The 25211-nt window shown below is 49.0% G+C and carries 26 protein-coding genes; 22 read left to right on the top strand and 4 right to left on the bottom strand.

Annotation, left to right across the window (positions count from 1 at the left end):
- On the top strand, window positions 1-1082 hold a 1082-nt coding region (locus tag QW71_RS02690; RefSeq protein ID WP_039292879.1), incomplete at its 5' end, for an ATP-dependent helicase C-terminal domain-containing protein.
- Between the two features lie 111 nt (window positions 1083-1193).
- Entirely contained in the window at window positions 1194-1850 is a 657-nt protein-coding gene (locus QW71_RS02685) for a general stress protein (protein ID WP_039292876.1), read from the top strand.
- 127 nt (window positions 1851-1977) lie between these two features.
- Here QW71_RS02685 and QW71_RS02680 read toward each other — a convergent pair whose 3' ends face one another.
- The gene (locus QW71_RS02680) at window positions 1978-2547 is read right to left on the bottom strand and encodes a GNAT family N-acetyltransferase (protein ID WP_047013571.1); all 570 of its coding nucleotides are present in this window, start codon (window positions 2545-2547) and stop codon (window positions 1978-1980) included.
- A 1676-nt stretch (window positions 2548-4223) separates the two neighbouring features.
- Here QW71_RS02680 and QW71_RS02675 point away from each other — a divergent pair.
- Window positions 4224-4583: a helix-turn-helix transcriptional regulator gene (locus tag QW71_RS02675; RefSeq protein WP_039292873.1), complete on the top strand. Its 360-nt coding sequence runs from the start codon at window positions 4224-4226 to the stop codon at window positions 4581-4583.
- 34 nt (window positions 4584-4617) lie between these two features.
- Here QW71_RS02675 and QW71_RS02670 read toward each other — a convergent pair whose 3' ends face one another.
- Window positions 4618-5181 (bottom strand): TraR/DksA C4-type zinc finger protein, encoded by a 564-nt coding sequence (locus QW71_RS02670; RefSeq protein WP_039292870.1) that lies wholly within the window; start codon window positions 5179-5181, stop codon window positions 4618-4620.
- A gap of 190 nt (window positions 5182-5371) precedes the next feature.
- Here QW71_RS02670 and QW71_RS02665 point away from each other — a divergent pair, with 190 nt between their 5' ends.
- The 6 genes from QW71_RS02665 (at window position 5372) to QW71_RS02640 (ending at window position 12268) form a co-directional block, all read left to right on the top strand.
- The gene (locus QW71_RS02665; RefSeq protein WP_039292867.1) at window positions 5372-5755 is read left to right on the top strand and encodes a DivIVA domain-containing protein; all 384 of its coding nucleotides are present in this window, start codon (window positions 5372-5374) and stop codon (window positions 5753-5755) included.
- A 100-nt stretch (window positions 5756-5855) separates the two neighbouring features.
- On the top strand, window positions 5856-8597 hold the full coding sequence (locus tag QW71_RS02660; RefSeq protein WP_039292864.1) for a CHASE3 domain-containing protein: 2742 nt from the start codon (window positions 5856-5858) through the stop codon (window positions 8595-8597).
- A gap of 336 nt (window positions 8598-8933) precedes the next feature.
- A complete protein-coding gene (locus tag QW71_RS02655) occupies window positions 8934-9800 on the top strand; it encodes a PRD domain-containing protein (RefSeq protein WP_039292861.1) in 867 nt (288 codons plus the stop codon).
- Between the two features lie 21 nt (window positions 9801-9821).
- Window positions 9822-10331, top strand: coding sequence for a PTS glucose transporter subunit IIA (locus tag QW71_RS02650; RefSeq protein ID WP_039292858.1), 510 nt, complete (start codon window positions 9822-9824; stop codon window positions 10329-10331).
- A 42-nt stretch (window positions 10332-10373) separates the two neighbouring features.
- Entirely contained in the window at window positions 10374-11828 is a 1455-nt protein-coding gene (locus QW71_RS02645) for a PTS transporter subunit EIIC (RefSeq protein ID WP_039292856.1), read from the top strand.
- Window positions 11829-11953: 125 nt separating this feature from the next.
- Window positions 11954-12268: a hypothetical protein gene (locus tag QW71_RS02640; RefSeq protein ID WP_039292853.1), complete on the top strand. Its 315-nt coding sequence runs from the start codon at window positions 11954-11956 to the stop codon at window positions 12266-12268.
- A 172-nt stretch (window positions 12269-12440) separates the two neighbouring features.
- Here QW71_RS02640 and QW71_RS02635 read toward each other — a convergent pair whose 3' ends face one another.
- Window positions 12441-12653 carry a hypothetical protein gene (locus QW71_RS02635; protein ID WP_039292850.1) on the bottom strand — a complete coding sequence of 71 codons (213 nt, stop codon included), beginning with the start codon at window positions 12651-12653 and terminating at the stop codon, window positions 12441-12443.
- Between the two features lie 357 nt (window positions 12654-13010).
- On the opposite strand from QW71_RS02635, the gene QW71_RS02630 reads away from it, so the two are divergent.
- The 4 genes from QW71_RS02630 to QW71_RS02615 are packed head-to-tail and all read left to right on the top strand — an operon-like array spanning window position 13011 to window position 16544.
- Window positions 13011-13526, top strand: coding sequence for a sigma-70 family RNA polymerase sigma factor (locus tag QW71_RS02630; protein ID WP_039292846.1), 516 nt, complete (start codon window positions 13011-13013; stop codon window positions 13524-13526).
- Window positions 13527-13549: 23 nt separating this feature from the next.
- Window positions 13550-14674 (top strand): hypothetical protein, encoded by a 1125-nt coding sequence (locus QW71_RS02625; protein WP_039292842.1) that lies wholly within the window; start codon window positions 13550-13552, stop codon window positions 14672-14674.
- Window positions 14671-15666 carry an ABC transporter ATP-binding protein gene (locus QW71_RS02620; RefSeq protein ID WP_039292839.1) on the top strand — a complete coding sequence of 332 codons (996 nt, stop codon included), beginning with the start codon at window positions 14671-14673 and terminating at the stop codon, window positions 15664-15666. Before QW71_RS02625 ends, QW71_RS02620 begins: the two co-directional genes overlap by 4 nt.
- Window positions 15663-16544 (top strand): ABC transporter permease, encoded by an 882-nt coding sequence (locus QW71_RS02615; protein WP_039292836.1) that lies wholly within the window; start codon window positions 15663-15665, stop codon window positions 16542-16544. The genes QW71_RS02620 and QW71_RS02615 overlap by 4 nt, the downstream gene beginning before the upstream one ends.
- Before the next feature lie 74 nt (window positions 16545-16618).
- Here the strand turns inward: QW71_RS02615 and QW71_RS02610 are convergent, their stop codons facing one another.
- A complete protein-coding gene (locus QW71_RS02610) occupies window positions 16619-16945 on the bottom strand; it encodes a helix-turn-helix domain-containing protein (protein ID WP_039292833.1) in 327 nt (108 codons plus the stop codon).
- A gap of 293 nt (window positions 16946-17238) precedes the next feature.
- Here QW71_RS02610 and QW71_RS02605 point away from each other — a divergent pair, with 293 nt between their 5' ends.
- From QW71_RS02605 to QW71_RS02565, 9 genes are all read left to right on the top strand, one after another.
- Complete coding sequence (locus QW71_RS02605; RefSeq protein ID WP_039292830.1) at window positions 17239-18021, top strand: GTP cyclohydrolase II; 783 nt, start codon at window positions 17239-17241, stop codon at window positions 18019-18021.
- A gap of 110 nt (window positions 18022-18131) precedes the next feature.
- Window positions 18132-19187 (top strand): ATP-binding cassette domain-containing protein, encoded by a 1056-nt coding sequence (locus QW71_RS02600; protein ID WP_039292828.1) that lies wholly within the window; start codon window positions 18132-18134, stop codon window positions 19185-19187.
- A gap of 70 nt (window positions 19188-19257) precedes the next feature.
- Window positions 19258-20052, top strand: coding sequence for an ABC-2 family transporter protein (locus QW71_RS02595; protein WP_039292934.1), 795 nt, complete (start codon window positions 19258-19260; stop codon window positions 20050-20052).
- A gap of 6 nt (window positions 20053-20058) precedes the next feature.
- On the top strand, window positions 20059-20844 hold the full coding sequence (locus QW71_RS02590; RefSeq protein ID WP_039292825.1) for an ABC transporter permease: 786 nt from the start codon (window positions 20059-20061) through the stop codon (window positions 20842-20844).
- Window positions 20845-21034: 190 nt separating this feature from the next.
- Window positions 21035-22009: an ROK family protein gene (locus tag QW71_RS02585; RefSeq protein WP_039292821.1), complete on the top strand. Its 975-nt coding sequence runs from the start codon at window positions 21035-21037 to the stop codon at window positions 22007-22009.
- A 318-nt stretch (window positions 22010-22327) separates the two neighbouring features.
- On the top strand, window positions 22328-23260 hold the full coding sequence (locus tag QW71_RS02580) for an NAD-dependent epimerase/dehydratase family protein (RefSeq protein WP_039292818.1): 933 nt from the start codon (window positions 22328-22330) through the stop codon (window positions 23258-23260).
- A gap of 31 nt (window positions 23261-23291) precedes the next feature.
- Window positions 23292-24038 (top strand): 4'-phosphopantetheinyl transferase superfamily protein, encoded by a 747-nt coding sequence (locus QW71_RS02575; RefSeq protein ID WP_039292815.1) that lies wholly within the window; start codon window positions 23292-23294, stop codon window positions 24036-24038.
- Between the two features lie 215 nt (window positions 24039-24253).
- On the top strand, window positions 24254-24787 hold the full coding sequence (locus QW71_RS02570) for a hypothetical protein (RefSeq protein ID WP_039292813.1): 534 nt from the start codon (window positions 24254-24256) through the stop codon (window positions 24785-24787).
- Window positions 24774-25118, top strand: coding sequence for a DUF6054 family protein (locus QW71_RS02565; RefSeq protein WP_052769846.1), 345 nt, complete (start codon window positions 24774-24776; stop codon window positions 25116-25118). The genes QW71_RS02570 and QW71_RS02565 overlap by 14 nt, the downstream gene beginning before the upstream one ends.
- Window positions 25119-25211 lie beyond the last annotated feature (93 nt).

Below are 25211 nucleotides of genomic sequence, written 5' to 3'. Positions count from 1 at the left end.
GGTCCGGAAGCTCCGCTGCCGGCGGCGGAGCGGACTCGGCGGCCCTTCGCGCGGTGCAGCGCGAGAGCCGGAACTTCCTGGCGCAGCTGCAGGCAGCGCCGGGCGGACCGCCTGACAACATCAGCCTCAGCGGGCTGCTGTTGTCGTTCGCCTATCCCGACCGCATCGGGCAAAAACGCGGCGATGGCGCGTTTCTCCTCTCCGGCGGCCGGGGGGCGGCGATGCGCGAGGGCCAGCCGCTGGCGCGCTCGCCCTATATTGTGGCGCCCGGCGTGGATGACCGTGCCGGGCAGAGCCGGATCATGCTTGCCGCAGAGCTCTCCGAGCAGGATCTGCTGAAGCATCATGCGGACAGCCTTCTTGAAGAGCGCGAAGTCTACTGGGACAGCGAGAGCGGAAGCGTGAAAGCGCGCAGAGTAACCCGGCTGGGCGCGCTCATCCTGAAGGAGACGACGCATGAACGCGCAACCGCAGAAGAGACGGAACGCGTACTGCTGAAAGTGATTGCTGCAGAAGGGCTGGAACTGCTGCCGTGGGAAAAGGGAACCATCCAGCTGCGCCAGCGGATGGGCTTCCTGCATGCCTTGCGGGCGGACTTTCCGGATATGTCCGATGCTGCGCTGTGCAATACCCTGGACGACTGGCTGGCCCCGTATATCCATGGAATGCGCAATCTGCGCGATCTGCAGCGTGTGAATCTGACGCAGGCTTTGGAGAGTATGCTGGACTGGAACAGCAGGCAGACGCTGAACAAAGAAGCGCCCACGCATATTACCGTGCCTAGCGGGTCGCGTATTCCACTGGATTACAGCAATCCGGGATCTCCGGTATTGGCCGTGAGGCTGCAGGAAATGTTCGGGCAGACCGATACGCCGAGGATTGGCGGAGGGAAGATTCCGGTGCTGCTGCATCTGTTGTCTCCGGCCAGAAGGCCGATGCAGGTGACCTCAGACCTGGCCAGCTTCTGGCAGGGCACTTATTTTGAGGTCAAAAAAGATTTGAAAGGCCGCTATCCCAAGCACTACTGGCCGGATGATCCGCTGCAGGCTATTCCAACCAACCGCACCCGTCCGTCAAAATAAACATTTTTGCATATTAACGCAAATTAGCCCGCAAAGTGTTGGAATCGCTGTTTGGCACACCTGTGAACGGGTAATACAATAGCGAACGACAATTTCGAAGGAGGGCTTCAAGTGACAGATAAAATCGTAGGTGTATTCGACACAGAACAAGAAGCGACCAGAGCAATTGAAAGTTTGCAGAGCCAAGGGTTTACTAACGACGATATTTCAGTAATTACACGGGATCGTGATGATTTAAAAAGCATTTCCGAGGATACAGGAACGATGGCGCCGGAAGGCGTAGCAACAGGAGCGGCAACCGGGGGCGTAGTCGGCGGAATCACCGGATTACTCGCAGGAATCGGCGCACTCGCTATCCCGGGGATAGGCCCGATCCTCGCAGCAGGTCCCATTGTAGCCACTTTAACAGGTGCTGCAATCGGCGCAGGTGCAGGCGGACTGGTGGGCGGATTAATCGGACTCGGCATTCCGGAGGATGAAGCCCGTGATTACGAAGGATATGTGGACAGCGGCAAAATCCTCGTCCTCGTTGATGACAACGGCCGGGGCAGGGACATCCATAATGTTTTCCGGGGCAACCGTTCCCTTAACGCAAGCCGTTACGACAGCCTCTATGCGGATGATACCGCAAACAGCACACTTACAGACCGTGGACCTACGAATCCCGATATTATTCCTGAGGATACGAGGGTCGGCAACACGCTGGGCAACAGAGGCGCGATGAACGCCGACAGAGATCCGGATCTCTATAACCGCGACAAACTCTAAATGGGCAAATTGACCTGAACATGATCATAAATGATAACAAGGACTGCCTTACAGGAGCATTTGGCCTGGGGCAGTCTTTGCTTTGTGGAGGGATATAGAGCAGATATCGTCTAAGAGTCCGTAGGATCTATGAATTTCCCAGCTTAGCTGCAGTGATTTTTGTACCGTCTGCTGCGGTGCTGTTAAGCGTTTTGGTCATTATATAATCAGTCTGTTCCTCGTCACCCATATAGAAAGAGTGCTTACCCGTCTGGACAAACCCCATTTTTGTATAAAAAGCAATCGCATCCCCGTTTCGTTCCCACACGCCAAGCCAGATCTTCTCGTTATTCCGCTCTACCGCAATTGCTATGGCTTTATTTATCAGATATTTTCCAAGTCCCTGTTTGTGAAAAGGCTTCCTGATATAGATCCGCTCGATTTCAAGCGAATGGTTACCCATATTTTCAGATTGGGCCTCATTCGTGTTTACCTTCAAATACCCGGCAGGCTCGCCTTTGGAGTAGATGAAATAGAATTCAGAAGCGGTATTAGACAACTCAATATTTAATTGCTCCAGGTTAAAAGCTTTCTCTAAATAGGCTTGCATAACCTCCGCTGAATTTTGATGTTCAAATGTATCCCTGAAGGTTTCAACACTAATTTCTTGAAGTAAGCCCAAATCGCCGGCCGAGCATTTTGTTATAGTTATACTCATTTATGATTCCTCCTTATTCCAAACAAGCTCCCGTTATTACAACTACCCTGTATAAGCTGCTGAACTTCAGAGACTAACGACACTAACTAAAAATCCTGCACGAAATACAACATTCCCGGCATAATATCGAGTGTATTCGAAAATTGTTGTAGAAAAAGCAGCATTTCCCTGTATTCAAGCGGCTATGCGGGGCGATTCTTGTATTTCATACAACAATCCTTACGAATCACCTTGGATCAATACATACAAGTTGCAATTTGTACAACATTTAGGACTGTTCGCTCGGGTAATCTTACCATGTCTGCTGCAGCCCGTAATATTATTTCAAATCGTGGTAAAAAAATAGTACATGATTTATGTTGCATTTACAACAATAAATTTGTAATGTGAAGTGAAATTTCAATACATGAAAAATTCACATTAGAAACTCCAGCATTATAAAGAAAGAAACAAATAAACAAAGAATACAAACAGACAAGGGAAGCAGACAAAAAAATAGACAGAGAAAAAATAGGCAGAGAAAAATAGACCGAGAAAAACACACAAAGGAAAACAGACAAAGAAAAATAGAAAATCAATAACCGACCAAGAAACACGCACACAAACAAAAACAAATGAAATAAAAAGAAAGACGAAATAGATCGATAAAATAAATGAATATAGAACAACAGAAGACCAACAGAAGAACAACAGAAGAACAACAGAAGACCAACAGAAGACCAACAGAAGACCAACAGAAGACCAACAGAAGAACAATAGAAGACCAACAGAAGAACAACAGAAGACCAATAGAAGACCAACAAAAGATCAACAGAAGACCAACAGAAGATCAACAGAAGAACAACAGAAGAACAACAGAAGACCAACAAGAGACCAACAGAAGATCAAAGAACAAACCCAGAAAATCTGTTGATATAATATCACTATGTGAAAAGTTCATAATAGTTTGATAAAATTAAACAAACTCAACATCTATATTTTCTTTTTTAGATGCTCAATAAATAGATCCCTATAAATAAACTCCCAAATTAATAAATTAATAATAGATAAGTCCAGTCAGTACAGGAATACAACTGCCAAGAAACATAAAACACCCCACCTCATAGGGTGATCAAGATAGAACTGAGCGAATGTATATTTCGTCACCCTGAACTTGGCGGGCTCTTCATGACTAATCAGCATGTAATGCGGACTGAGATTCCGTTAAGCATTCTGAAATGCCCCGATTTTTACTCAAATGAACAAGATAACGGAATCTCAGTCCGATTCAGCCGTATAAAGTGGGTTTTCAGCGAAATAACGATTTCTCAGTCCGCTTGAGCAAGCAAAGGCACTTCGCTGCACTGAATTCCTAGTATTCTGCAATTTCAACATATGAAAAATTCACAATAGAAATGCAAAAAAATACCACCACGTACCTACACACCCATACGCCTTAAACCAAACTCGACATGTACCTATCAAACTTTTTCAAACCGGAAAAAGGAAGCTATAATTCAAACCCTTCCGATGTCCTGAATTTTACTTAGGCATAACTTGTTGTGAAAGATGGGAAATAGGGTTTATACTAGGGTTATAAGGAAGTCAAAACAAACTGCCAAGAATCCATTTCGAAAAACCATATCAAAGAATCCATATCAAGAATCCATATCAAAAAAACACCCAGGAGGTGTCCTATGGCGTTTATGATTGCCCAGCGGGCGTTTATAAAAGTATATCTGATTACTATGGTGGAACAGCACAAAGGATACGGTTATCAGATGCTGGAGGATTTGCGGAGAGATTTCAAAGCGTATGGGTATTCTCCTCCCCAAAGTGAAATTTACCGGGCGCTGCATGAATTAGTGCAGCAGGGGATACTTTACCGCACGAAGCAGCTAAAGGGCAGTGATCCCAAAGTCGATTTTCAGGAGATTGTCCTATATCATTTCACTGCCGACGGGGAGGAGAAGGCCAAGCTGTACAAAAAGCAGGTGAAGACTGATCTGGACCGCTGTCTGGGGATACTGAATAAAGCGGTAGCAGACAACTTTTGAAGCTAATCTATTGACCCACCATTCTGACGGTAGCTCAGGAATCCTCTTCTCCGGTATCCTGGCCCGGAGGGGTGACAGGTGAGCTTGCACTGCCATAATCTTCGACAGCTTCCCAGGCACCGGCGTCATCGAATCTCCCGCTATGCTCCTGCCGTCCCTGGCCTGCGCCGGAAGGCGGCGGAGTCATGACTTCTTCTTCCACGGGACGCACGTCTGAATTCTGGCTGGATGGGGCATATTCAACGGCGTAACGGGTGTAGGGGATGGCTTCAAGACGTTCATAAGGAATTTCTTGCTTGCTGATTTCACAGATTCCATAAGTACCGTCTGCGATCCGCTGGAGGGCAGCTTCGATATCGGTTAATTCTTCGGATAGTGAAGTGTTGATGGACAGGTCGCGGCTGCGTTCAAAGGTTTCGGTGCCTGTATCGGCAGGGTGGTTATCGACAGAAGAGAGTTCTCCCGTAGAGAGTGTGAGTGAATCGGCCTGCAGGCTGTCTTCAGCCCCGTTGCTGGAGAAATGCTGTTCCAGTTCTGTTCTGCGCTCCTCAAGTAGCTGCTGGAGCTTAGTCAACTCTGATTTTGTTAAGTGGCTCATCGGGTTATCTTCCTTTCGGGTGTGCGTAGTAGTTATACTGTTGTAATCTTTCCTTACCCTATTGTTCAAGAGTGCAATCAGCAGGCTCACTTCTGTTGAAATGCAACTTTAGTGATGTTTTCAGGTTGCTTTCACCCTGTTATAATAATTACTGCCGGATGAATGTAGCATAACTTTGGAGGTTACTTAAATGGACGAACATATGAAACGCCGGTTGGACAAGCAAAGAAAGCTGTTCAGCCAGCTCGGTATTACCCTGGATGCACTTACTATTCATGAGAAGGAATTCAGCATGAAGCTTCGCGGTTACGATGCCGAGGAAGTGGATACGTTTCTGGATAGTGTAATTAAGGATTATGAGCGGTTCTATGCTACCATTGCCGATCTGATGGACAAGTGGCAGGAGCAGCAGATTGAAATGAAGGAGTTGAAGGCCGAGGCCAAGGCAGCAACAGCACCTGCTCCGGTTATCAAAGGGATCGACCCGCTGGATTTGGAAGAAATTATTATTAAACTGGAAGCCAATGTACGGCAGCTCAAGGACAGATTGCCGCGCACAGAAGGATATTTGTAGGACTGCACACCTGGAAACCGGTCTACCGATTAACCTTTGCACCAGCCTTAACAATTATAGGAAATGCAGTACATTATAACGCAAGATGGGGGTTGAACCATTGCCGGAGAAGCATGCGTGGAGCTTGAAGATCCGTGGCAAAATCGCACTTGGATATGTCATCATTTTATTCATGCTGGGGCTGTTTCTGGTTATCGTCTCCAACAGGATTACCAGCCTGGAGAAAGAAACCGTGTTCCTGAGTGACCATGATATCAAGGTTCATGAACTTACATATCAAATCGAGAAAAATGTACTGGATATGGAGACCGGGCAAAGGGGATACGCCCTTACCGGGGATGAGTCTTACCTGGAACCATATAACAACGGACTTGTAGAATGGCGGATTAATTTCGCGAAGCTAAACGGTCTGATTATAGATAATCCAGAGCAAGTGGGGAACCTGAATAACATTTCAGATAATATTGAGAAATGGATCGATGAGGCCGGCCAATATGTAGTTGATCTGAAGCGGAATGGTCAGAATGAGACTGTAAGTGCTTTTTTTCGCAATGATGCAGGTAAAATTGTGATCGATGCGATTCGCTCGCAATCCGATTACTTCCGCGATATTGAACGAACGCTTACCAATGAGCGTATAAGCAATCTTAAAGACAGCAACCATAAGCTGCTCATTACAATGTACATTCTTTGGGGTCTTGTAGCCGTATTAGCCTCACTCATTACCTATCTGCTCTCAGCCAGCATTGTGAATCCTTTGCACAGTGTAATCCGGGCCATTAACGAAATAGCCAGCGGAGGGAATAAGTCGGAACGAATAAAAGTGAAAACGTTTGATGAAATCTATGAATTGGGAGAAGCGACCAATGGCCTGCTGGACACTGTGCAGCGGGATCAGTGGAACAGCGAACAGCTTACCTCGATGTCCATTGCACTGCAGGAAACGACGGATATGGCTGCATTGTGCAGGATTTTTGTCAATCGCTTGTCGCTAATGCTGGAAATGCAGTACGCCACTATATTTGTGCTTAATCGTGATGAGCTCTTTGAGCGGAGGTACTCCTATGCGGGATCCGAGAACAAGGAAGCCCGTCTAAGTGCAGATGTGATTCAGCCTGGAGTGGGCCTGATCGGCCAGTGCGCATTGGATCAGCGGGTTAACATTATTGAGCATCTGCCGGAGGATTATATTTATATCTCCTCTGGTTTAGGCAGGACTGCTCCGCGGTTTGCGGTCATCGCTCCGATTGTTTTTGAGAACAAGACCGTAGCGGTGCTGGAGGTTGCTGCGCTTACACGGTGGGCGCCATATCATTTCGAGCTGCTGGATGAATTGCTGCAAATGATGGGCGTGACCGTCAATTCCGTAATGACCCGGATGGAGATTCAGAAGCTCCTGCATGATTCACAGGTTATGAATGAAGAGCTACAGGTGCAATCCGAAGAGCTTCAGGTGCAATCGGAGGAGCTTCAGGTACAGACGGAGGAGCTGCAGAACCAGACCAGTGAATTGCTGACAGTGAACAAGGAGCTTGAGGATCAGAAGTCTGTGGCAGAGAACGCAGCAATAGAGCTGGAGCGGTACAATGAACAGCTTGAGCTAAGCTCCCGCTATAAATCGGAGTTTCTGGCCAATATGTCACATGAACTGCGCACACCGCTCAATAGCATGCTAATTCTCTCACAGCTGCTTACGGAGAACCGCAATCACACATTGACAGAAGAAGAACAGGGGTATGCCTCTGTAATTTACAATTCCGGCAGTGATCTGCTGAGTATGATTAATGATATTCTTGATCTCTCCAAGGTGGAGGCCGGCAAAATGCTGGTGGAAATGGATGCCGTTAATCTTACAGAGCTGCCGTCCCTGCTGCAAGGTTATTTCGGTAAGCTCGCTGAGGGAAGGAATTTAGAATTTGAGGTGACCATTGGCGCGGAGGTTCCCGATCTGTTCTTCACCGATGAAATGAGGATGCACCAGATCCTGCGTAATCTGCTATCCAATGCGTTCAAATTCACACAGCATGGTTCAGTCTCTGTGGATGTCCATAAGCTGGATTCCTACTCGGATATGAATTACGCCATGAATGAATCCTTACTTTCCTTTGCTGTAAAAGATACGGGTATCGGCATTTCGGCGGAGAACCGCGAACTGATCTTTGAGGCCTTCCGTCAGGCTGACGGGACAACTGCCCGGAGATTCGGAGGAACCGGATTGGGGCTATCCATCTCGCTTCAGTTAGCCAAGCTGCTGGGCGGACATATCAGCCTGGAGAGTGAAGAGGGTGTAGGCAGCACGTTCACGCTTTATCTTCCATGCCGTGAGCTGGACAGCGGGGAAGAGCCAGATAGCCTCCCGGGGCAGGCTCAGGCTGCAGCAGCGTCTGAACAGGCAGAGTCTGTCCGGCGGGGGACGCTGGCCCACAGCAAGGATTTACTGTTTGAAAAGGAGTTCCAGAAGCTTAAGGGCAGAACTGTTCTGATTGTTGATGATGATGCGCGTAATATTTTTGCACTGCAGAAGGGCTTGGAGCCTTATGAAATGAATATCCTCACTGCCCAGACAGGTTACGAGTGTCTGCAGATTGTCAGAGAACAGCCTGACGTGGATATTGTATTGCTCGACATCATGATGCCGAATCTCGATGGCTACGATACCTTGTCTATTATCCGGGAAGAACTATTACTCACAGAGCTTCCGATCATTGCGATTTCAGCCAAGACTATGAAGGAAGACCGTGAACGGTGTCTGACCGCTGGAGCATCAGATTTCATAAGCAAACCTGTAGTAATGAAAGATGTAGTCAGCCGGATGTGCCGGTGGATACAGGAACGGGCTTAATAAGCCTACAACTGAAGAGTCAGGCAAGAACTCCTTCTAGAGAGCTCTGTCTGACTCTTTTTTATACGAAATTAAGGGATTATTATGCATAAATACTGAATAATGGTGCAGACTACAACGATACAGCCAGACCGGCAGGGGCAAAACTTGACTTTTCGAAAAACCCATTGACGGAATACAAGGTATGATTTATTATGAGATCATAAATGATCATTTATATGCAAGTGGCGTGTTACCTTTATAGGGCATGAGCCAAGATCTGATCTCAATCATTTGAGTCAGTCTTGGCTCTTTTTTGTGCGAAAAATCAGGCAATGGACGGAAAGGAGGGAGAACTTGGCGAGGGAAAATGAACAATTTCAGGTTTTGCGGGTGATTGGAAATAATGTCGTAATGGTCCAAGGAGGCAAGAAAAGCAAGGAATACGTGATTATCGGCAAGGGCATCGGTTTTGCGCTTAAAGACGCAGGTGTGATTGATGCGGATGATCCCCGGATTGAGAAGCTGTTTCGGCTGGAGGACCGGGAAGAATGGAGCCAGTATCAGATTCTGCTGGAAGATATAGATTCCAAGGTCATGAGGATTACGGATGAGATTATTTCGGATATCGCCCGTGAGTTTCCCGGCAAGTTAAACGACAAGATCTATTTGGCGCTCCCCAGCCATATCCAGTTCACCATATTCCGCTTGCGGAGCGGTATGGACATTGTCAATCCGTTCCTTGAGGAAACCCGGATGACCTTTCCCAAGGAATTTGAGATCGCTTACAAGGCAGCGGAGAAGATCAGCGCGGAATTCGAGGTGCGGATTCCTGAAGATGAAGTCGGATTCCTCACCTATCACGTATATTCTGCGGTCAGCAATGTGCCAGTTGGTCAGCTGGTTAAAGCCTCCAACATCGTCAGTGATCTGATGGATATGATCCGCAACGAACGCAATATTATTTTTGAACAGGGCAGTATGAATCATGTCCGGCTGATGGTTCATTTGAGATTCTCTATTGAACGGATTCTGCAGGGTTCGCTCATTGATAATCCATTCGTGAAGCACATCAAGAAAGAATACAAGGATGAATACAAGCTGGCTCTCAAAATGGGAAAGATCATGCAAGGCAAGCTCGGTGTAGACGTACCGGAAGAAGAAATATGCTTCCTTGCCATGCATCTGCACCGGTTATTCCAAACCTTAGAGAAAAATAAATAACAGCAGCAAGGAGTGACATTTATGTTTTCCAGATGGAAATCAAAAAAAGAAGAGAAACATGCTGAAGCAAGTATTGAGATATCCGCTCCAGTCAGCGGGCAAGCCGTTCCGTTAACTGAAGTACCGGATGAGACGTTTGCCGGCGGGCATATGGGCAAGGGAATTGCCATAGAACCGACCGAGGGCAGATTAATCGCTCCCTTTGACGGAATAATCGCCCATGTGGTCAAAACCAATCACGCACTTATCCTGGAGCATTCCTCCGGTCTGCAGCTGCTTATGCATATTGGGATCGATACGGTCAGCCTGAAGGGAAACGGCTTCATCAGCAGTATTGCTACCGGAGATGAAGTGAAAGCAGGCCAGACGCTGATTGAATTCGATCTGGAGGCTATCCGCACCGCCGGATACCGTACCATTACACCGGTCATTGTGACCAGTAACGCGGAGTATACGCCGGTTGTGGACTTCCATTACGGCTCCGTTACTGCAGGGAAGAACAGTATTCTTACAGTGGCTTCAATGCTATAAAAACATATACGTACTAATATGAAACCGGGAGATGATTTCATTATGTTAGCTTTTTTACAGAAGTTAGGGAAGTCTCTGATGCTTCCAGTCGCCACATTGCCGGCGGCAGCGATTCTGCAAGGGCTTGGACTTCTCGATTATGAAAAAGATATGCATCTGGGCAGTGCGATCGGCGGTTTCTTGAACCAGTATGTGGTTCCATTCTTAAACGCAGGTTCCAGTGCGATCTTTGGCAATCTGGCCCTGATCTTTGCAGTGGGGGTTGCCATCGGCTTTGCCGGGGATGCCGTAGCAGCTTTATCGGCACTTATTGCTTATATGGTCCTTATCAAAGTATTGCTGATCGTACCTGCAACCTTTAGTTTCATAGGTGACGATGTAGTGCTGGATATGGGTGTGCTCGGCGGTATCTTTGCCGGTGCATGGGCAGCCTTCCTGTACAAGAAATATCATAATATCAAATTGCCGGATTGGCTCGGATTTTTTGCGGGCAAACGATTTGTTCCGATTGTTACGGCAGCTTCGACAATGGTATTGGCGGTTTTCATCGGTATGATATGGAGCCCGATACAGGATGTCATCAGTGACTTCGGGAATGGTGTAGTAGGGCTTGGCGCAATTGGTGCTTTTGTCTTTGGTACGGCGAACCGCCTACTGGTTCCTATTGGTCTTCACCATGTTATTAATACCATTGCGTGGTTCCAGCTCGGCGACTTTACGAATGCAGCTGGCGAGGTCGTCCATGGTGACGTTTGGCGCTTCCTGGCTGGAGATAAAAGTGCAGGGATGTTCACTACCGGGTTCTTCCCGATTATGATGTTCGCATTGCCCGGTGCAGCGCTTGCATTCATTCACACCGCGAAACCGGAAAAGAAAAAGATGGTAGCATCGATCTTTATTGGTTCTGCCATTGCATCACTACTTACAGGTATCACTGAACCGCTTGAATTCTCGTTCATGTTCGTGGCACCGCTTCTGTACCTGGTGCATGCGCTTCTCACCGGTGTGTCTATGGCTGTAATGTATATTCTGGATGTACGGTTGGGCTTCAGTTTCTCAGCAGGTCTGATTGACTACCTGACCAACCTCAAGCTCTCAACTAATGCATGGGTTCTGATCCCTGTAGGGCTGGCATTCTTCTTATTATATTATGTATTGTTCCGCTTCGTCATCGTCAAGTTCAATCTCAAAACACCTGGCCGTGAAGATGACACGGATGATGAAGTTATTGACCTGTCCAAAGGCGGGGGAACAGTATCAGCTTCTTCCAGAGCTGCTAAAATTCTGGAGAACATCGGCGGCCCTGCGAACATCCGCAGCATTGATGCCTGTATTACCCGTCTACGTCTTAACGTCAATGATGATAAGGCGGTTAAAGATTCCGCACTCAAGCAGCTCGGCGCTTCCGGTGTAATGAGACTGGGTCAAGGGGCCGTACAGATTGTATTCGGACCACAGTCCGAGCAGATTAAGGATGATATCAAAAAGCTGATGTAACTCTGCAGCGTAATAGTTATTCCGAAGCGGACATCTTGGATGTCTGCTTTTTTTACGCAAACTATTGCAATATACATAATACCGAGTATAATACTTGGTATAAAGAAATTAAGGAGTCGGTACACATGTCAATCGATGATTATCTGGATCTTCTAAATTACGCCATAGCAATTAACGATGAACAGTGGCAGGCTGATCTCCTGGATCGCTTGAAGAACTATAAAGAGCTTGCGGAAGCACAGAAACAAGTGGATAGCGTAAGAGAGCTTTGGTCGCGGTTCGATCACATTAACTTCATGCTGCTGCAGTTATTCGATAAGCTGAGAGATCATGAGGATGCTGAGGGTAGCGACCGGTGGAAAGAGCAGATTTGGGAGCTGAAGATGGAGCGGATCACCGTAGCCAAACAGATTCAAGAGCGGTATATCAAGATCAGATAAATAAGAAGTAAGCGGAGATATGAAAAGGTAAATATAGAGGAATAATAAATAGATATAAAATAGTAATAAAAAAAGACATAAAAAATGGCATGCAGTTAGTCTGCTCTGCCATGATATGCGAATATACTGTTGAGGTGAATTTAGCGGATTCACTTCAACAACTTGCGGTCACTTACTTGGACATTTGCATTCCTTCACGCATCATGGTCATACACATAGTCATCATTTCATCGCATTCCTGCATTTTCTTCATCATCATGTCCATATCCATGTCCATCATGCCCATTTCGGTCATTTTTTCCATGCACATCTTCATGTTCTTCATCTTGCACATCATGTCCTCCATACACATGTTCATCATCATTTCCATACACATCTTTTCCATCGTTAGCTCCACCTCTCAATTTATAATAGCTTACACTTTTAAAATTACTATATTTTACCGTTCAGAGCAACCTGTCTATACTAAATTGGTGCGTTTTTTCTTTAATTTTTGTCACATTTATGGATATTCTGATCTTGCGGATGGTAATTATCTGAATACTTAACATGGATATGTCGGGCACGGGAAGTGCCTGTTAATTGAATAATTATCGAACTTAAGGCCCCACTTTGTGGGGTTATTTTGCGTATCCGCAGCTCTTATGGTAAGAATGAGATGGAACTTTTGGAACGGGAATGATACAAATCTGCTTCAGCCTTCGTCTTACTTATAGCTGCAGCGGATAAGGAGGATTACCTGATGGACATTCCGGAATCAGACAACTTTAAATCGATTTTTTATACACATTATCCAATCGTGCGCCGAAAGCTGGCCGCGCTTGTAAGGGATGAGAGTGCAGCCGATGATTTGGCGCAGGAGGTCTTTCTGAGACTGTACAGAAATCCGCCGGATGATCCCGAAGCTCTGGGAGCCTGGCTGCATAGAGTGCTTACACGGATCGGATACGATTACCTGAACAAGCAAGTGCGGGAGCGAAGACTGATTAATAAGCAGGAGTTAATGTACGACACAGCTGCCTCAGCCCCTACGGGGGAAGAAATAGTGCTGGGCAAGCTGGACCAGGAAGATGTGAGGAACTGGCTGGACGGGCTTCCCGAGCGGGACCGGCAGGCTCTGCTGCTTAAGTATTCGGGTTACAGCTATGCGGAGATCGCCGGAGAGCTCGGTGTGAAACCGCCGGTGGTAGGCACGTTGTTAAGCCGGGCTACTGCCAAATTGAAACAGCATGCGGTGAAGTCGCTTCCGCAAGAATAAGATCATCCGGGAGGAATGAAGCAATGAACAATAGAGAGAACGGGAATTCTCAGCCTGCTGGAACAGACGAAGCATGGGCTAAACTGCAGGAGAAGCTCGGACAAGAACCGGTGAATCCGGTATGGGCGGATTGGGGCAAGCGGGAGGCAGTCCTAGCGAATCAAACAGAGGAAACCGTTAAAGCGGATTCTGCGGCAAGCGGAATCAATTCTATATTTTCAGTAAGAGCAAGAGAAAATACAGGTTCAGAGCTTCCGCAGAATACCGTCCGTAAATCACGCAGACCGGGACTTAGCCGCAGCCGTAAATGGTCTGCTGCAGCTGCAGGGGTTGCCATCTTCGCCGCTATCCTGGCTACTCCAGTGGGCAATACCGCCATGGCTGCTATCCTGAACCAGTTCCGGATGCAGGATGTAGCCGTTGTCGAAGAGAGTGATCTGCGGGATATGTTCTATCAGGTGAGCGGGGAAGGTAATTTCAACCAAACTATGAATTCCTTCGGCACCTTCACATTCGCTAACGGATCTGTCGAGGGCAAGCTCCCGGTTGGGGAAATACAAGGGGTGCTGGGATATGAACCCCTGAAGGGCCAAGATATCACTAATATGAAGACTGTAGAGGTAAGCGCGTCCCGTGATATTACCCTTACGCTGAACGTGGATGAAGTGAATCAGGCGTTGAAGCGTGTAGGCTCGAACGATCTGCTGCCGGAGTCTGTGGACGGGAAACCGCTCACACTGCATTTGCCCGAAATTGTGAATTATGACCTGTCTCCAGATCAGGAGCATTGGGCTACTCTGTCACAGATGAATACACCTGTAGTTACCGTTGATCCTTCTATAGATATAGATGAAGCGTTGGATGCGGTAGTTAACTTTCCGTTAATTCCCGATTATCTAAGAAGCGACCTGCAGAAGAGCCGGATTCTGTCCGGTGATATTCCGATGCCGCTGATAAAGGGCAGCAATGATGAACAGATTACGGTGGCCGACACCTCTGTTATTCTTACCGAAATGCAGTTCAGCAGAGGCTATAGCTATTCTGCAGTCTGGGTACAGGATGGTCAGATGCTCCAGCTTACTGGCGGAGATGTCTATCCGGATAGAGATAAGTTCATTCAGAAGGTACAGGAGTTGATCACACAATGAGCAGCGTACCTGCAATTGATGCTAACGCCCTGACCAAAGAGTATACTAATGGACGCGGTTGCCGGGATGTTACCATCACTGTGGGGAAAGGGGAAGCCTTCGGCTTCCTCGGCCCCAACGGTGCCGGCAAGAGTACTTTTGTCAAAATGCTGGTGGGACTCATCTCTCCAACGGGCGGGAATGCTTCCATCCTGGGTCACCCTCTCGGTTCTCTTGAAGCCAAAGCCAAGATGGGTTACTTGCCGGAGCTATACCGCTATCAGGAGTGGCTAACCGGAGAAGAGGTAGTCAGACTGCATGCCAAGCTATGCCGGATCGAGAAGACTCTGGCGGATAGAAGGATTCCACAGCTGCTGCAGGAAGTGGGCATTGGTCAGCGCGGGAAGGACCGGGTCAAGCATTATTCCAAGGGAATGCAGCAGCGGCTGGGACTGGCTTGTGCGCTGGTCAATGAGCCGGAAATTATTTTTCTCGATGAGCCCTCCTCTGCTCTTGATCCAATAGGGAGAATGGAAGTACGGATGATTCTGGAGCGGCTGAAGGAGAGGGGGATCACGATATTTCTCAACTCCCATTTGCTTGAGGATGTTGAAGTGCTGTGCGACCGGATGGCCCTGCTTAATAACGGGGCGGTCCTGCGGCACGGCAAAGTATCAGAGATCCTGAGCAAGCGGACCAGCTGGCATTTCAAAGTGGGCGGGTATACGCCTTTTTTGCTGTCCTGGCTGAATGAGCATACAGGGCTTACCATCCGGCAGACGGCCGCTGGAGCCGGACAAACCGGGCAGGGAACCGGACAAGAGCCGGAATTAGGCAGCAGTGTCGTATGGCTGGAAGCAGAGCTGGACAACGAAGAGCAGGCGGGCTGGCTGAACGGGCTGATTGTGGAGCAGGGGATGACTCTATATGAAGTAACCCGCAAACAAGAACGGCTGGAAGAGTGGTTCATGGATGCTGTATCCGGACTCAGCCATAGGGGAGAGAGCGAATGAGTACCATACTTGAAATGACTTGGAAGGAAATGCTGCGCAAAAAGGTGATGCTGCTGACTCTGCTGCTCACGTTTGTCTTTCTGATCGCCTTCTGGTTTGTGGCCGATACGGTTGGAAAGAATGACCCCGGGGCAGGGTCTGTACATAACGGGAGCGAGTTGTTCACACGATTTACGAACGGCGCCTTTATTCTTAGTCTGGGATACTTCTTCGGCGCTTTTGTAATCGCCTTTCTGGCGATTTTCAGCTCGTTCTCGGTAATTGCCGGGGAAGCGGAACAGGGAGTCATGCAGGCATTACTGCCCCGGCCGCTGCCCCGCTGGAAATGGTATCTTGGCCGCTGGCTCGGTTTCGTAACACTGGGTGTAGTTTATGCTTTCATTCTATTTCTGGCTATCCTGCTGATCACAAGCGCCCATGCGAGTGTTCCCAGAGATCCGGCAGCACTAGTGAAGTCATTTCTGCTGTTTGCTTCTGTGGTTCCATTATTAATCTCCGTGTCCATGCTGGGCTCAGGGATCTTCTCGGCGCTGGGTAACGGTGTGTTCATGACGATGCTATATGGGGCAGGGTTTCTGGGAGGAATGCTCGATAAGCTTAGCGGATCGCTGCGGTTGGAGAATGACGCACTGAATGTGCTGCATAATCTGACCGGGATCATGTCGATGCTGATGCCGGCAGATGCCTTGCAGCGCAGAATGACCGCCGAGCTGTTCAGTCTGAATGAGATTGGAGGTCTTGTTTCTCTTAGTAACGGCGGACTCAGCATCATTAATATCAGCGCGTACCCGTCAGTGTCATTCATCGTATATGCTGTGTGTTATACCGTAATTGTATTTGCGATAGGAATTCTGCATTTTCAGCGCAAGGATTTATAAGACAAACAAACAGCGCCCTCAAAGTTTCCTGGTTAAGGAACTTCAGGGGCGCTGCTTCGCATGCAGGCCGGCAATCATTTGGTCACGCCAATCTCAATCCAATCCGTGGACCAGTTACCGATTTCACCAAGAATGGGAGCCAGTGCTGTGCCTTTGTCGGTCAACGAATACTCAATACGCACAGGCATTTCAGGATACACCGTGCGCTGAATGATGCCTTCGTTCTCCATTTCCTTCAGCCGGTCGGATAATACTTTGCCGCTAAGATTGGATAAGCAATGCTCTATTTCCCCGAATCGCCGCGGACCATCCATCAGGACGAATACGATTAGTGCAACCCACCGTTTACTAAGCACATCCACCGCTTTTTCGAAGCGTGGACACATCTCGAAATTGTTCATTAGCATCACCTCAACATTCATTATATCATAAACTTACAATAAGTAATCATTAATATTTAAATATATATTATAACTTGACGAACTTATATTACAATGATAAACTAACTTACAAATAGTTACTAGTGCAAATAATGAATATTAAAATTTTACGAACCAGGCATAGGCTATTACGCATTTTTGGGAGAAAAGTTGCTTAGGCTATGCTATCAAAACTAAGTGTATGCTTCCGAAGCAAGTTTTGCGAAACGGAATCGAAGAAGCTAATGCTATCAAAACTTTAGGACGGTGCACTCATGATCAAACCCGATATCCTTTCCATATTACAGAACAAAATCAAACGGATCTCCATGGATGATTCCACGAATATACTGGTTGGTCCCATTACCTTGCCGGTGAACCTGGACGGGGAGACCGTTACCTTCAAATGGTACAGCTGGCTGAAAGTGACGGATGAAGAGCTTCAGCAAGCGGAAGGTAAAGAGGCTACCGAGCTGCTTATCAGCCGGTTGTCTTCGATGAACCTTGCGGATGGACAACAGTCGAGCGTTCTTGTCTATGGGGATTTCGAGAACTCCGACGAAGCGCTGATCCGGATGCACAGCATTTGCCACACCGGCGATATTTTTGGCAGCAAACGCTGCGATTGCGGCTTCCAGCTGCACACATCGATGAAGATGATTGCCCAGCATGGTTCCGGAGCACTCTTTTACCTGGCTAATCATGAGGGACGAGGCATCGGCCTGTTCAGCAAAGCCATGGCTTATATTCTGCAGGAAGAAGGATATGATACTGTTGAAGCTAATCTGGAGCTGGGCTTTGCCGATGATTCCAGAGATTACACAGACGCGATCAGTGTGCTTCAGTCCCTGCGCAGCAAACCGGTGACCCTGATCACCAATAATCCGAAGAAGATGGAAGCTCTGAGAGCTGCCGGAATGAACACGGTCAAAAGAGTACCGCTATGGGGCGATGTCTCGGTCTTCAACGAAAAGTATCTGCGGACCAAAGTAGCCCGCTCCGGACATCTGGAGGCTGTGCAGAGCGCGGATTTTTTTGAGGGCAGAGTAGCTAAATAAGCCGGCCGTACTCTGGCAGAGCAGAATGGTAAGGGAAATAGGTAGTACTTTTGGATTCATTCTATTATAATGGGGTACTGAACCCAATACTTAGCTTAGTGAGGTAACCTATGAATGCTATTCAAGTGCAGGACTTGCGCAAGACATTTAAAGTCCAAAAAAACCGCGAGGGCCTCAAAGGGGCCTTCGCTGATTTGTTTAAACGGCAATATTCCGAAGTGACCGCAGTGAAGGACATTTCGTTCAGTATTCCGGAAGGCGAAATATGCGGATACATCGGGGAGAACGGGGCCGGCAAATCGACCACGATTAAGATGCTCACCGGGATTCTCGTACCTACCGCCGGCAGTCTTTCTGTAGGCGGCTTCGTGCCGTATGCGGAACGGGAGAAGTTCGTACAGAATATCGGAGTCGTATTCGGACAGCGCAGCCAGCTCTGGTGGGATATCGGTGTCATCGAATCGTTCCAGCTGCTGCGTAAGGTGTACCGGGTCTCCGAGCAGGATTTCAAAAAACGGCTGGATGAGCTCGTCGAGCGCCTGGAGCTGCAGGAGCTGCTGAACCGTCCGGTACGCAAGCTCAGTCTCGGACAGCGGATGCGCTGTGAGCTGGTCGCTGCGCTCCTGCACAACCCGTCGATTCTGTTTCTGGATGAGCCGACGATTGGCCTTGATATTGTCGTGAAGTCAGAGATTCGTGAGTTCCTCAAGGATATGAACCGTGAGCATGGTACAACCATCCTGCTGACGACGCATGATCTGCAGGATATTGAAGCGCTCTGCTCGCGGGTAATCATGCTGGATGACGGGCGGATTATCTATGACGGGGGTCTGGAGGATCTCAAGCAGCGGTGGGGAACCGGACGTGAGGTGCAGTTCCAGTTCGGTACCGCTACGAAGCTGCAGCAGCTGGTGCAGTGGACAGAGGGGATGCCGGTTACCTGGACCGCCGAGAATGAGCTGGGTGCCAAGGTATGGATTCCGCTCGAGCTGAATGTATCGGATGTACTGGGCCGTGTGGTTGGACAGGCAGATATTACAGACATCAAAATCATTGAGACGAACACGGATGATATTGTCCGCAGTATTTATCAGTCAGGTTCGGCAGAGAAACCGGAAGAGAAGATAGCAGCACTCCGAGATGAGAAAGAGGTTATCCATGTCTGAGCAGCTTAATGGTGCAGTCGCCTCCTCCGGGGGCTCTTCTGGCGGTTCCGGAGAGAATGGACGCAGGCTGCTGCTCGGCGCTTATTTCGATTTCATCCGCATCCGCTTCCTGACGATGCTGGCTTACCGGATCAATTACTATTCAGGAATTCTGATCTACACGCTGAATATCGGGGTTAACTATTTCACCTGGAAAGCTATTTATGGCAACGGGGAGTCGCTAGGAGGCTTTACCGGAGCACAGATGACTACGTATGTGGCTGTCTCGTGGATGGCCCGGGCGTTCTATTTCAATAACCTGGACAGGGAGATTTCTACCGATATCCGTGACGGCAGCATCGCGATTCAGTTCATCCGCCCTTATAACTATGTTCTGGTCAAAATGATGCAGGGACTTGGCGAAGGCCTGTTCCGCTTCATGATGCTGATGATTCCGGGCATGGTGATTGCCATTCTGCTGTTTCCGGTGCAGCTGCCGACAGAACCATCCGCCTGGATCGGTTTCCTGGTAATGCTCTTCTTCAGCTTCCTGATCAGCTCACAGATTAATATCATAACGGGGCTCTCTGCATTCTTCGTCGAGAATAATGAGGGGATGATGCGCATGAAGCGTGTTATCGTTGACCTGTTCTCCGGCCTGATCGTCCCGATTACGCTGTTTCCGGGCTGGTTATCGTCCATTCTCAAGGTTCTGCCCTTTCAGGCCATCACGTATCTGCCGGGTTCCGTATTCACGGGCCGTGTGCAGGGAGTGGGCATTTGGAATGTGCTGGGCATCCAGGTGATCTGGTTCCTGGTCCTGCTGGTTCCGATTGTCTGGCTATATCACGCAGCGCGCCAGCGGCTGTTCGTGCAGGGAGGTTGAGCCGGAATGTACTATTTGGGCTTGTTAATTGAATATCTGAAAAATTATATGAAGACAAGGTTAACCTACCGCGCTGATTTCTGGGTGGAGGTTGTTTCCGATCTGCTCTTCCAGGCAACGAACTTTATCTTCATTCTGGTCATTTTCATGCATACCGACAGCCTGGGCGGCTGGAATCAGAACGAAGTGGTGTTCGTCTACGGCTTCTTTATGGTGCCGTTTGGCGTGTTCAGCTGCTTCGTGAATATGTGGGGCTTCAGTGAGCGATATATCGTCAAAGGCGAGATGGACCGCATTCTGACCCGTCCGGCGCATAACCTGTTCCAGATATTCCTGGAAAATGTGGACCCGCCTTCACTTGTGGGCTCCTTCATCGGACTGATTGTTATGGCAATTAGCGGCAGCAATCTGGGCTTGCCGTTCGAATGGTGGACGATTCCGATGCTGATTATCCTGACACTCAGTGCGGTAGCAATCTATACCGGCATCTATACGACACTGACTTCACTGTCTTTCTACTCAGATGCGCCGACGGGTATTCTGCCGCTGATGTATAATATCCAGACCTACGGCCGTTATCCGGTTACGATCTACAACCGGGCGATTCAGGTGCTGCTCACCTGGATTATCCCGTTTGCATTTGTCGGGATCTATCCGGCAGCCCTGTTCCTTCACCGCGATGAGATGAAGGGGATGGCGCTGCTGACCCCGGTGGTGGGTGCAGTGTTCCTCGGCATCGGCCTGATGGCCTGGAGCTATGGGGTTAAGCGGTATAAAGGTGCGGGTTCTTAAGGGATTCCGCAAAGAAAATCATACAGGGTCGTCCAAGCAGCTATTCATTGGCTGGCACGGACGGCCCTTTTTGTGTAGAAAATACTATAACAATGCTCAAAAAATCCTACCTGCCCAATAAATGAAAGCGCATAATAAGTGGTGAGAGTAAAGTAAGGACAAGGACAATTACTGTAAAGGAGCAGAAGCGATGAACAATTATACTATAGGCGTCGATTTGGGCGGAACCAATATCAAAGCGGGATTGTTCGATAGGGATTCTAAGGCAGTCGAGGAGCTGTCTCTGCCAACGGAAGCGGCGGCAGGACCGGCGCATGTGCTGGAGCGGATCAGGATGGCCGTTACGCAGCTGACAGAGGGCAAAGGGATAGATCAGCAGCAGATCACCTGTATGGGGATGGGAATTCCCGGTCTGCTGGACCCGGAGGAAGGCCTGTCGATCTTTTCGCCGAACTTTCCCGGGTGGGAACAAGTACATATAGTGAATGCAATGAAGCCCTTTTACGATTTTCCGGTCTACATCGATAATGATGTGCGGGTTAACTTATATGGGGAATGGCAGCAGGGAGCCGGAAAAGGATGCCGTAACCTGGTGCTGCTCACACTTGGAACCGGAGTGGGCTCAGGCATTGTCCATGACGGCAAGGTGTTGTACGGAACAACCTTCAGCGCTGGTGAAATCGGACATATGAATATGTACAGGCAGGGCCGGCCCTGCCGCTGCGGGAGCTCCGGCTGCCTCGGGAGGTATGTATCTGCTGTGGGTATGGTCAACACGTTCAAAGAGAAGCTGCTGGATGGCAGGAGCAGTCTGATCCAGGCCTGGACCAATGAGGATGACGGGCAAATTACCTCAAAAATGATTTCGGAGGCTTATGATCTCGGGGACCCGCTGGCGATTGAGGTCATGCATGAAACCGGAGAACTGCTGGGATACGGTCTGGCTAATGTAATTAATCTGCTGAACCCGGAGCTGATCATTATTGGAGGCGGCATGGCTGCCGCAGGAGACCGGCTGCTGGGCAGCGTCCGCGGCACTGTGAATGCTCATGCGCTGAAACTCTCAGGAGGCAGATGCAGGATCGTTCAGGCCGAACTGGGCAGCAGGGCGGGCACACTTGGCGCGGCGGTATATGCGGACCAGAGACTGAATGCTCTTAAATGATGATTGACCGGAACAATGATCGGCGAAGATTAACTTAGGGTGCTGCAAAACTATTGAATCGCAATAATTCACCATATCTACATATTAAGGACCTCAAACGACAATAATCGTCAAATTATCCCAATGATGACAGCATATTCTTGGCTGTATACTAATAGCAGGTTAAGAATTCGGCAGCAGTTCTATATCCGGCAGTTCCTGAGGAAGCGGCATGTAACGGTTCTTCATAACTGCTAAACATCATCCCGGGCAGACTGAATAAACCGTGAAGCTGGTGGCTGAAGGTATTCATACGCTCGATAAGGAGCCGGTAATGTTATGAATCTCGTAATCGGAGGCAATGGCGGTTTGGGCCATTCCATCACCCAAGAATTATTGTGGCGGGGTAAGCTGGTAACAGCGACCTATCATCGTTCTAATGAGGCACTTAGCAGACTGAGAGGACCGCTGCTGACTATGGCTTCACTGGATATACAGGATGAAAGGGCTCTTGCTTCTCTGCTGACAGGAGTAAAAACGGTCTACTTCTGTCTTAATGTGCCTTACCAGGACTGGTACACGATCATGCCCAAAGCGCTGGAACGGGTAACCGCGAAGCTGCATTCCGGGCAGACGCTGGTATTTCCCGGCAATGTTTACGGATACGGCAGATTCCAATACCTTCCTGCAGATGAAAACCATCCCAAGGCGGCACTTACCCGAAAAGGGAAGCTCCGTAACCAGCTGGAGGAGCTGCTGAAGAAGCGGGCAGCGGAGAAGGGCTTCCGCTATGTCATTCCGCGTTATCCCGACTACTATGGACCCAACGTTACGAACAGGGTATTCGGCCCGATATTCAACGGAGCGCTGCAGGCCAAAACCATCGCCTGGCCGGTCAGGCTGGATGTTCCCCATGATCTGGTCTATATCCGCGATGCGGCCAAAGCAGCCGTGCTGCTGGCGGATAGCGGGGAAGAAGGGGAATGGCATGTGTCGGGCTCCGGGGCGATTGAAGGCGGCCAGTTCCTGAATATCATCCAGGATGAAGCAGACAGTCCAAGGAAATGCCGGACCCTCCCGGGCTGGGCCGTTGGTTTGGCAGGTATATTCGATAAAGAAGCTAAGGAATTCCATGAGCTGCTATACGAATTCCAGTATCCGCTGGTGCTGAGCGAGAACAAATTCATGAAGCGGTTCCCGGAATATACTCCAACCGCTTACAAGGATGCAGTCAAAGAAACCTTGGGCTGGTTCCGGGAGCAGCAGGAATAGATCGGAGAACCGATAGGAGGCATGGCCGTTCATGCATATCATTGCTGTATCACTCGGGACCGCTTTTTCGGTTCCTGAGCTGCTGCCCCATGTGTCACCGGAGCGCCGGATGAGCAGCAGCCGGCTGAAACGTGAAGACGATGTTCGCAGGTCTCTTATCGGAGACATCCTTGCCCGGATGTTCGCCATGGATATGGAGGGAATGCGGAATGATGAGATCCGTTTTGACAAAGGGGTGTTTGGCAAACCCCGGCTGTCTGCTATGCGCGAACCGTGGGACTATAACCTCTCACATTCGGGAAAATGGGTAGCAGGTATCGTCAGCCGCAAGGGACAGCGGGTTGGAATCGACATTCAGAAGATGGCTGCCATAAATCCGGCGTTAGCCCGGTACAGCCTGTCCCCTGAAGAAATGGAGCAATACCAGAGCTTGAAATCAGAGGCTCAAATACGCTATTACTATGACTTGTGGACGCGTAAGGAGAGTTATCTGAAGATGGAGGGCATTGGCCTGACGATTCCAATCCGTTCTGTATTCTCCGAGCAGTACGCTTTGAAGTATGAGCAGTCTGTGCTTAGTGACCGGCTGCCCGATCATGCGTTCAGGCAATATCCGGTAGATCCGGGTTACGTGCTGACCGCTTGTTCAACAGATTTCCGCTTTCCTGATCAGTATTTGGTGGTCCGGGCTAAGGATCTCGTCGAAGTGTTTCTGCGGCGCTGCCGGCTGCAGGCGGAGCAATCCGCTTCAGAGCCTGACGGACTCACCGTCTTGTAGGGAAGATGGCACCTGCCAGCCGGTATTAGATATACTGGGCACAGAATGTCATTGCACTGCGCGACACTAACATATAGCAGCGATTGCCAATCATGGCACCGCTGCTTTTTTTGGCGAGTATTACCATTCAGGGCTTAGTTTCTAGGTCTCAGAATTGTACGCGATCCGGGGTAGCATGATATGCTGTAGATATTGAAGCTCACAGGAGGGTAATGATGAAACGAGACATTCAGCATGTGCCTTATGGTTATGAACCGCCAGCCGGTGAACGCAAAGGGACCTTGATCTTCTATGATTCATTCGAGCATATCTCGGATATGGATTTGCTGAAGGCGGCTGAGACAGCGATAGAGCGCAAATTCACCAAGCTGGTGCTGTATCCGCTGCATGAAGAAACCGTTAGACGGATGACGAAGGAGCCGGTGCAGGCTTTTTATAAACGGGAGGACCGGCTGCATGAGTGGAAAAGAGATCAGGGCCGGTCTTTCATTACGGTGGAAAGTCTGGAGGGGAAACGCAAGAAATACACCCCGCTCGATTCTGCGCTGCGCCATATCAGTGAGGTCTATTCCGCACCGTATTTTCTCTATCTGACTCCGGAGATGGCTAATCTGTTCGCGTCCTATTCCTCATTCGAGGAATGGATCGTCAAGCTGCGTTTGCTGTTGTCAGAAGCGCCGGCACAACTGCATCCGCGGCTGGAGAAATTCCGTCATCGCTGGGATGTGGCTGGTGATGAGCATGAATGAGGCCTATCAACTCGATGTTAGATTGCAGCCCAATGAGACGCTTGCACTGATCAAAGAGGGAATGCCGCAGGAGTCGGAGCTGCTGTACGAGGAGCTGAATGATCTCGGTGAAGGCAAGATGATCGGGACGCTGGTCTATGAGCGGTATTATTTCCGGTCCGGTAATCAGGCGGCGCTGGTGATCCTAGTCGATAATCTGAAGGGCAGAAGTAATGTCCGGCTTATTCCGGCGGGAGGTTCCAATGGGTTGATCCTTAAGCTCGATTGGGGCGCCGGCAAAAGCTTCGCTTCTTCGGTGGAGCGAATTCTGTCGGATTATATTGTGGAATAAGCGGGGAAGTTACGGAGGAGGAGCTTGGAGGCCAGCATAGGTCTGGCAGCATACTGCTGCTACCGCTTACTGGCCCTGTAAGATTCACCGCAC

The sequence above is a fragment of the Paenibacillus sp. IHB B 3415 genome (genome assembly GCF_000802655.2).
GTDB lineage: Bacteria > Bacillota > Bacilli > Paenibacillales > Paenibacillaceae > Paenibacillus_AQ > Paenibacillus_AQ phytohabitans.
This window is presented reverse-complemented; position numbering and strand designations above follow the sequence as displayed.

Coding starts and splice junctions, on each gene's coding strand:
- QW71_RS02680 (WP_047013571.1), bottom strand. CDS start 2,547: ATGAGTATAACTATAACAAAATGCTCGGCCGGCGATTTGGGCTTACTT.
- QW71_RS02675 (WP_039292873.1), top strand. CDS start 4,224: ATGGCGTTTATGATTGCCCAGCGGGCGTTTATAAAAGTATATCTGATT.
- QW71_RS02670 (WP_039292870.1), bottom strand. CDS start 5,181: ATGAGCCACTTAACAAAATCAGAGTTGACTAAGCTCCAGCAGCTACTT.
- QW71_RS02665 (WP_039292867.1), top strand. CDS start 5,372: ATGGACGAACATATGAAACGCCGGTTGGACAAGCAAAGAAAGCTGTTC.
- QW71_RS02650 (WP_039292858.1), top strand. CDS start 9,822: ATGTTTTCCAGATGGAAATCAAAAAAAGAAGAGAAACATGCTGAAGCA.
- QW71_RS02645 (WP_039292856.1), top strand. CDS start 10,374: ATGTTAGCTTTTTTACAGAAGTTAGGGAAGTCTCTGATGCTTCCAGTC.
- QW71_RS02640 (WP_039292853.1), top strand. CDS start 11,954: ATGTCAATCGATGATTATCTGGATCTTCTAAATTACGCCATAGCAATT.
- QW71_RS02635 (WP_039292850.1), bottom strand. CDS start 12,653: ATGGAAAAGATGTGTATGGAAATGATGATGAACATGTGTATGGAGGAC.
- QW71_RS02630 (WP_039292846.1), top strand. CDS start 13,011: ATGGACATTCCGGAATCAGACAACTTTAAATCGATTTTTTATACACAT.
- QW71_RS02625 (WP_039292842.1), top strand. CDS start 13,550: ATGAACAATAGAGAGAACGGGAATTCTCAGCCTGCTGGAACAGACGAA.
- QW71_RS02620 (WP_039292839.1), top strand. CDS start 14,671: ATGAGCAGCGTACCTGCAATTGATGCTAACGCCCTGACCAAAGAGTAT.
- QW71_RS02615 (WP_039292836.1), top strand. CDS start 15,663: ATGAGTACCATACTTGAAATGACTTGGAAGGAAATGCTGCGCAAAAAG.
- QW71_RS02610 (WP_039292833.1), bottom strand. CDS start 16,945: ATGAACAATTTCGAGATGTGTCCACGCTTCGAAAAAGCGGTGGATGTG.
- QW71_RS02605 (WP_039292830.1), top strand. CDS start 17,239: ATGATCAAACCCGATATCCTTTCCATATTACAGAACAAAATCAAACGG.
- QW71_RS02600 (WP_039292828.1), top strand. CDS start 18,132: ATGAATGCTATTCAAGTGCAGGACTTGCGCAAGACATTTAAAGTCCAA.
- QW71_RS02590 (WP_039292825.1), top strand. CDS start 20,059: ATGTACTATTTGGGCTTGTTAATTGAATATCTGAAAAATTATATGAAG.
- QW71_RS02585 (WP_039292821.1), top strand. CDS start 21,035: ATGAACAATTATACTATAGGCGTCGATTTGGGCGGAACCAATATCAAA.
- QW71_RS02580 (WP_039292818.1), top strand. CDS start 22,328: ATGAATCTCGTAATCGGAGGCAATGGCGGTTTGGGCCATTCCATCACC.
- QW71_RS02575 (WP_039292815.1), top strand. CDS start 23,292: ATGCATATCATTGCTGTATCACTCGGGACCGCTTTTTCGGTTCCTGAG.
- QW71_RS02570 (WP_039292813.1), top strand. CDS start 24,254: ATGAAACGAGACATTCAGCATGTGCCTTATGGTTATGAACCGCCAGCC.
- QW71_RS02565 (WP_052769846.1), top strand. CDS start 24,774: ATGAGCATGAATGAGGCCTATCAACTCGATGTTAGATTGCAGCCCAAT.